This window comes from Promineifilum sp. (SeqCode) (assembly GCF_041918635.1).
GTDB lineage: Bacteria > Chloroflexota > Anaerolineae > Promineifilales > Promineifilaceae > Promineifilum.
In genome coordinates this window covers 1-7,405 of the sequence record NZ_JAYRVJ010000052.1, presented here as the reverse complement: position 1 = coordinate 7,405, position 7,405 = coordinate 1, and the positions used below count along the sequence as shown (strand labels likewise).

The window sequence follows — 7,405 nt, the reverse complement described above, 5'->3', positions numbered from 1 at the left end:
CCGGTGACGAGCGCGACTGTTCCGGTAAGAACTGCCATATGTGGTGACCTTCCTGTGTGTGTAAGTAGGGGCCTATTTTGCCTCAGTACACACGCCGGTCAACCACTGCCCAGACCTGACAGGTGGGCGGCCAATGGGTCTCTGAGACGAACGAGACTTGTGGCCGCCCACCTATCAGGTCTTCACTCAATTGGCGACTGCCACTACATCCACGGTTGCCATGAACTGCTGGATCACCTCGATCGTTTCGGCCGTCTGCTCGATTTGTGGGTTATGCCCGGCATGTTCGATCAGCTCCAGCCGCGCATGCGGCAGTCTATCCGCCAGGATGGCCTGATGTTCCGGCGGAAACAGGAAGTCGTGACGGCCGGCCAAGACCAGCGTGGGCGCTGCGATCTCGCCGAGGCGATCCATGACCGTCCAGCCCGCCAGCAGCCGGCTGCCGCCAAAGATGAGCGCCTCGGGCCGCATGGTCATGGGCGGCCCTAAGCCCAGGCGGTAGCCCAACGCCAGGAGGCTGGGGTGGTACAGGAAGCTCGGGTGGTAGTCGTACGCTTTAGCCAGCTTCAACGCGGTCGGCAGGAATTCGTCCGGTGTGATCTGGCCGTTGTAGAAACGGCGAGCGTCTTGCACGATGGCGGCGCTGAAGCCGCGTCGCGCCAGAAGCTCCGGCGCGTTGTCCCGCGCCCAGCGCGCGTCGCCGCAGGTATCCATCAAGATGAGATGCGAAACCCTGTGCGGGTAGCGGAGCGCATACTCCAGGGCCACGTTGCCGCCAAAGGAGTGGCCGAGCACCGCCCACTGCTCAAAGCCTAGCGCCTGGCGCAGCGCGTCCGCATCGGCCGTGAGGTTTTCCCAGGTCATGGTCGATACATCGGCCCCTTCCGAGCGGCCGTTGCAGCGATGGTCATAAAAGACCAGGGTGAAGCGCTCCGCCAGAGGCTCGAGCGGCAGCAAGGTGGTGTGATCGAGGCCGGGGCCGCCGTGCATGAGGAGTAGCGGATACCCCTGTCCGATGATCTTAACGAACAGGGACACGTCTCGAATGGTCATGGTTGTCATTGTTCGCCTCCGCGGCCCAGTCATCGGCCGCTCCATCTATCTCGTCTAGCCCATAGCCGCCCTCGATCAACTCCACCAGCCGCCGCGTGAAGCGGGTCGCCGGCGCGCCGTCGATGATGTCGTGGTTGAACGCCAGCGTCAGGTTGAGCACCTCTCGCGGCTCGACCCGCCCCTCGACGACGAGCGGCTTCCAGGAAGCGCCGCCCACGACCAGGCTGAGGGTCTGCGATGAGGGCGTCAACCCCCAGCCGCTGTGGCCCCCGCCGAACATGCCGACCGAGCTGACGCCGACCGTGCCCGCCATTGACACGGCGAGCGCCGGGTTGCGGCTCATGACCGCGCCAAACACAGATTTGAACAGCCCGGACAGCGGCCAGGGCAGCAACATGGCCGAACGATACCAGTTGGGCATGCCGCGGTTTGCCGGCGCTGGCGTGGACTGCACCGCGCGAATCTCCCGATGGATGTCCAGGTACGTCTTGCGGTTGGCGGCGTGGATGACGTGCCCCATCAGGGCGCGCCTGTCGCCAACGTGCCCTTCCACCATGATTCCCACGTCAACGTCGTCAAACGTGACGAGTTGTTTGCGGCCTTTCAGATAGCTCTGCACGCTCTTGTCCTCGTCCACCGCGCGGGCCAGGCAGAAGACCAGGAAGCCGGTGAAGGAGAGCGCCTCCCCGGTGCGCGCCTTGTACGCCGCGATGGCCTGCCGGGCGACCGTCACATCCACTTCCAACAGGCCGTAGACGGTGTGGGGCAACCAGGCCATATCGAGCGTGTTCAACCACACGCGGCGTCCTGGGGCGAGATCCGTGACGTGATAGGACCCAAGTTTCTCATTCATGGTAAGCGTCCTCTATTCCTCAGCGCGCTGATCACCAGCACGGCGCGCACAAAGCTCCACACCAGCGAAAACACGCCACCGACGGCAGCGATCATCGAAAAATCGGGCATGTAAAGCTTCAAGTAACCGCGCCGTTTGCTCAACAAGGGCTTCAGGGTCAGGGCGATTAGCAGATTCAGAATGAACGGGAACACGAAGTGAAGCCGCCACGCTTTCCCGGTACTCGGGCGGCGCTGAGGGCCTGCGCCCCGGCGGCTACTCAGGCGCAACGTGGCGGCAACGTCAGCGATTTGGAAGGCCGGAATGAGCAACTGAGCGCGTAACATCCAGGGGAGCATGCGAGTAAACGCAGGGGAGCCGGGTTCTTCCCCGGCCAGCAGCGCGGTTGCGCCTGTCCCGAATTCCGTGAGCACCGGCATGTACCAATGGGTGTTGGCGTTGTAAAGTAACACGATGCCCTTCTTCTGTTCCGGTAGCAGGGCGAAATAGCCGCCGAAGTCGGGCAGCGTGCCGTTGTGCCAGACAACCTGCGTGTGGCCGATGTGATCGACCGACCACCCCATCCCGTATTGGCCCAAATCGATCCCTTTGACCAGCAGCCGCTCAAAGGGGCTGCGCCCCCCGGTGCCGCAGGCCACGGCGGCGCGGTGCATCTCGGCGATTCCCTCGGCCGAGAGGAGTTGCGCGTCTCCACAGCGCCCGCCGTTCAACTGGGCGATGAGGTAGCGGGCCAAATCCTCCGCTGTCGAAATGAGCAGCCCGGCGGCCAGCGCGCCGTGGGGCAGCGGCACGTCCGGGGCGGCGACGGGCAGCCCGAACCAGAACTGGTGTCCGACCGCCAGGCCGTTTTGTTTCGCCAGGGCCGGCGAGGTGTAGGTGTGGGTCATACCCAGCGGATCGAAGATGTGGCGCTGGACGTAGTCCGCGTATGATTCGCCGCTGGCGGCTTCAACTATCAGCCCGAGCAGCTGGTAGTTCGAGTTGCTGTACTCGAAGGCCGAGCCTACCGGGCGGGCCAGGGCAAGTGACGACAGCGACCGCGCCTGCCGTTCGGCCGCGCCGGGGCTGTCGTCGCTATCGGCCAGGACGAGTTCGCCCACTGACGTGGGCAAGCTGCTGGTGTGGTTCAGCAGATGGCGCACGGTCATCTGGGCAGAGGCCTGGGGATCGGCTACGCGGAACCAGGGCAGGTAGCGTTGGATGGGGGTGTCGAGATCGATTTGGCCCGCTTCGACCAACTGCATCACGGCCAGCGCGGTAAACGATTTGGTGAGCGAGCCGATGAAGAAGGGCGTCTGCGGCGTGGGCGTCTCGCCGCCGGGGCGGGCCTGGCCGAAGCCGCGCGTGTGAACGATCTGATCGCCTTCGACGATGGCGAGCGACACGCCGGGCAGGCGCAGGCGACCCATCTGTTGTTCAACGTAGGCGTCGATTGCGTCAAAGCGAGCACTCGTGGAAGTTGGTTGACTCGAAGTGGGCTTGACAAACGGATTGCGGGCCGCGGCCGGCGCGGTCGCACAGGTATCGCGGGTCATTGTTGGACTCCCCTCAGTGGCTGCCCGTGGAGGGGCGGCGATGGCGTCGAAGGAACGAGCCGCCCTACGAATCGTCCTGCCGCAATGAACTACGTATTATTATGGAATATTCCGCGCCCACTTGTCAATCACGCCAGACTTCAGGGCAGCTGTATAGAGAAGAACGAGATGCCGATAAACGCCGATACAGCGCTGATTCTCGCAGTTGGGGCCATCAACAGCACTAAGAAAAGCGTCGCCCCTCGACGACGGCCTGCACGATTTCCTCCGCCGTCAACTCGAGATCGATCCCCTCAATGTCCAGCGGAGAAGCGGTCACTCGTTCCGGCCTCACCACGAATATACGGCCATCCCGACGCTTAATGCGAACCTCGCCTTCAGCCGCGGCTCGATTCAACAAGGAGGCCAAGTTCTGCCGGGCCTCGGTGTAAGTGTAGATAATGGTCATCTGGCCACCTCTAAAACCATCACGCCATGCGCCTGGGCATGATGGCGAAGAGAAACATCCAGTGTCAGCAATGGGCTGCGATACTTTTCTGCGCAGCGTATCAAGTACGCATCATAAGCGTAGATGTTAAAGCGCTGGGCGATTGGAATGGACAGGCTCAATTCGACCTCCACAAATCGCACTGGTATCGCTTGGTACTGAGCCAGAAGCCCGAGCGCCTGAGCGCCGTTGATTCGCTGCCTCTTGAGCATGGTGGACAGAGCATTGCCAACCTCAAAGTGAACAGATGCGGGTGCTATCAGATCGGCTCCAGTAGTCAACTGGATAAGTGTCTCTTTTTGAGACTCGTTTGCCATAACCGCAATAAGCGCCGATGCATCGATGACAATATCCATGATCAACACACCCGAGTTGTACGTATGTACAAGTAGTATAATGGATTGTCATGCGCAAATCAAGGCGCAAAGCTATGTCGCGTATCCGCCCCCACGTCGCCAAGCCCGACCGCCCGAGGGGGCGGCCGGGCTTCACGATGTTACAGCGTGTGGAGATGATCGGTAGCGACGCCTGTTACATTGGGGCCGCGTAAGGGTTGCCGAGGCATCACTTCTTTAAGCCCGGCCAAACGGTTCTCAAAAGGGGCTATCCGGCCTAAAGATGATACGGACGCGCGTCATATCCCTATCAGACTTAACCCGTACCTGAAAAAAGCGTCCATCCTCCAGCCAGCCGTTGGCGTTGAACTGAATCGAGCCGCCGGTTATAGGATGGCTTTCGCCTGGATAGAGGGTTTCCCGGTAAGCCTTGGCCGACCCTTGCATCAGCGAGGGCAATCCTGCCAATTCGCCAATGGTTAGCACGTCGTCGGCCACGGCCGCTTCCAACTCATTCAGCTTGACGAACCAGACGGGTACGGCGCCCAGACCGCGGAACATGGACTTGAGCGGCGCGAAGTCCACGTCCGGGCCATTCTTCCAGATGGTCACGTTATCCGTCGTCGGCGGCTGGCAATCAAAAGCGCCCAGATTGGTCCCATCCGGGAAGTCGAAGAAATCGAGCATGTTGAAGTCGGCCGGAATGCACGAAGGCTGGCGGTAGAAGACGATGACGGCCCACCGTCCATTGTGGATTATCTCATTGCGAACGATGCGGGCATAGAACGGCACTTGACCATTATCGTCAATACGTACCGATGCCGACGCGGTCGGCACGATCACCAGTAGCAAGACGATAACGACCAATAGCTTATACATACGACGAGTCACGCTACACCTTCCTTAATTTGCGCAGACATATACTGAAGCGGGCGACCGCCCTGCTGGCAGCGTTCAACGTCCCAACTGGCCCAAGGGTCATAGGAATCGTCTTGTCTATCGGTTGTGTCAGCAGGCGGATCTAGGTGATACCCATCAGGAAGGCATCGTGGCGTTACGGGAATAAGATCACTCCATCCTGTCGGATAGACGGCACGATGGCTGGATACCTCAGGGAGGTAACAACGCGACTTCTCTGGCAGACGCGAGAGAGTACCTTTCAGTATAGGTGGATATTACTGGGTAAGTCAACATTGAGAAAAAAGGCACAAAGCAATACCGGCCATAGCCAGTCTGGATGAACCTCCTTATAGAAGCCGGCGCGCGAGATGCCTAGACCAACGCCTTCCGCTATACTACCCTTCACATTACCGCTCAACGTCGCCGGCCGAAGAAACACTATCCGCGGATCGCGCCGCTCGGAAAGACAACAGGCTTTTCTGCTTGGCGCGCTTTGCGTCTTTGCGTGAGGTACTTTGATGACCCCACACCAAATCGAACAAGCCCTCGAACGCCTCCTCCCCCGCGTCACCAAGCCCGGTCGCTACACCGGCGGCGAATTGAACCAGGTCGTCAAGGATTGGCCCGACAGCGGGGACGCTGTCGGGGACACCGTCGGCTACCGCGTGGCGATGGCCTTCCCCGACATCTACGACATCGGCATGTCGAACCTGGGCTGGATGATTCACTACGACATCATCAACAAGCACCGCAACCTGCTGGCCGAGCGCGTCTTCTGCCCCTGGGACGACATGGAGGCGGCCATGCGCGCCCGCGGCATCCCGCTCTTCTCGCTGGAGACCAAGCACCCCATCCGCGACTTCGACATGCTGGCGATGACGCTGCCCTATGAGCAGTTGTTCACCAACGCGCTGAACCTGATGGACCTGGCCGGGCTGCCCGTGCGCTCGGCCGACCGGGACGAGACGTATCCGCTGGTCGTTGCCGGCGGCCACGCCTGCTACAACCCGGAGCCGATGGCCCCGTTCATCGACGTGTTCGTCATCGGCGAAGGGGAGGAGGTGCTGCTGGAGATTATCGGCACCATGCGCGCCGCGGCCCACCTCGATCGCGAGACGCAGTTGCGCCACGTGGCCGGCATCCGCGGCTGCTACGTGCCCCGCTTCTACGCCGTAACTTATCACGACGACGGCACGATTGCCGCCATTACCCCCACCATGCCCGAAGCGCCGCCCAGGGTGCTGAAGGCCATCGTGCCCGTCCTGCCGCCGCCCGTCACCGACTTCATCGTGCCCTTCGTCGAGACGGTGCACAACCGCGCCCCCATCGAGATCATGCGCGGCTGCACCCGCGGCTGCCGCTTCTGCCACGCCGGTATGGTCACCCGCCCGGTGCGCGAGCGGCCGGTCGAAGAAGTCCTGGCGGCCATGGAGCGCATCCTCGACAAGACCGGCTACGAGGAGATCGCCCTGCTGTCGCTCTCATCCAGCGACTATACCCACGTGCTGGAACTGACGCGGCGCATCGGCGAGCGCTTCAGCGGGCTGGGGCTGAACATCTCCCTGCCGTCGCTGCGCATCGAGACGGTCAGCACGCAACTGATGGACAACCTGGGCGACGGCAAGCGCAGCGGCTTCACGCTGGCCCCCGAGGCGGCCACGGAGAAGATGCGCAACATCATCAACAAGTACGTCACCCACGAACAACTGCTGGAGACGGCCCGTGAGATCTACCGGCGCGACTGGCGGACGATCAAGCTCTACTTCATGATCGGCCACCCCCAGGAGGAGATGAGCGACGTAGCGGCCATCGTTGATCTGTCGCGACAGGTGCTGGCCGAGGGGCGGCGCTTCCACCACAACAAGGCCGCCGTCAATGTCGGCGTCAGCACCTTCATCCCCAAACCCCACACTCCCTTCCAATGGGAGCCGATGGGGCGCATGGCGGACATCCGCGCCAAGCTGAGCTACCTGGTACAGGAGTTCCGCCGCCCCGGTCTGCGACTGCGCTGGAACGACCCAGACGAGTCGGTCTTCGAGGGCATGCTGACCCGCGGCGACCGGCGCATGGCTGAGGTGGTCGAGCGAGCCTGGCGCAAGGGGGCCAGGTTCGACGCCTGGCAGAACCACTTCGCCCGCAACGCCTGGCAGGCGTCGCTGGCCGAGGAAGGGCTGGACGCGGCCTTCTACACCCACCGGCCGCGGCGGATTGACGAGGTCTTCCCCTGGGAGCACATCGACGT

Annotated in this window: 7 protein-coding genes; 1 reads left to right on the top strand and 6 read right to left on the bottom strand. The window is 62.1% G+C overall.

The features are described 5' to 3' along the window. Nucleotides 1–186: 186 nt before the first annotated feature. From ACE3UY_RS01765 to ACE3UY_RS01740, 6 genes are all read right to left on the bottom strand, one after another. Entirely contained in the window at nt 187–1,062 is an 876-nt protein-coding gene (locus tag ACE3UY_RS01765) for an alpha/beta fold hydrolase (protein WP_374685833.1), read from the bottom strand. Continuing rightward, nucleotides 1,022–1,906 carry a 2-oxo acid dehydrogenase subunit E2 gene (locus tag ACE3UY_RS01760; protein ID WP_374685832.1) on the bottom strand — a complete coding sequence of 295 codons (885 nt, stop codon included), beginning with the start codon at nt 1,904–1,906 and terminating at the stop codon, nt 1,022–1,024. The genes ACE3UY_RS01765 and ACE3UY_RS01760 overlap by 41 nt, the downstream gene beginning before the upstream one ends. Beyond that, nucleotides 1,903–3,441 (bottom strand): serine hydrolase domain-containing protein, encoded by a 1,539-nt coding sequence (locus ACE3UY_RS01755; RefSeq protein ID WP_374685831.1) that lies wholly within the window; start codon nt 3,439–3,441, stop codon nt 1,903–1,905. Before ACE3UY_RS01755 ends, ACE3UY_RS01760 begins: the two co-directional genes overlap by 4 nt. Before the next feature lie 223 nt (nt 3,442–3,664). Further along, nucleotides 3,665–3,889 (bottom strand): type II toxin-antitoxin system Phd/YefM family antitoxin, encoded by a 225-nt coding sequence (locus tag ACE3UY_RS01750; RefSeq protein ID WP_374685830.1) that lies wholly within the window; start codon nt 3,887–3,889, stop codon nt 3,665–3,667. Further along, entirely contained in the window at nt 3,886–4,284 is a 399-nt protein-coding gene (locus ACE3UY_RS01745; RefSeq protein ID WP_374685829.1) for a type II toxin-antitoxin system VapC family toxin, read from the bottom strand. Before ACE3UY_RS01745 ends, ACE3UY_RS01750 begins: the two co-directional genes overlap by 4 nt. A gap of 237 nt (nt 4,285–4,521) precedes the next feature. Beyond that, the gene (locus ACE3UY_RS01740) at nt 4,522–5,154 is read right to left on the bottom strand and encodes a hypothetical protein (RefSeq protein WP_374685828.1); all 633 of its coding nucleotides are present in this window, start codon (nt 5,152–5,154) and stop codon (nt 4,522–4,524) included. Nucleotides 5,155–5,681: 527 nt separating this feature from the next. On the opposite strand from ACE3UY_RS01740, the gene ACE3UY_RS01735 reads away from it, so the two are divergent. Next, nucleotides 5,682–7,405 (top strand): TIGR03960 family B12-binding radical SAM protein (locus ACE3UY_RS01735; RefSeq protein ID WP_374685827.1); only part of this gene is annotated, 1,724 nt, incomplete at its 3' end.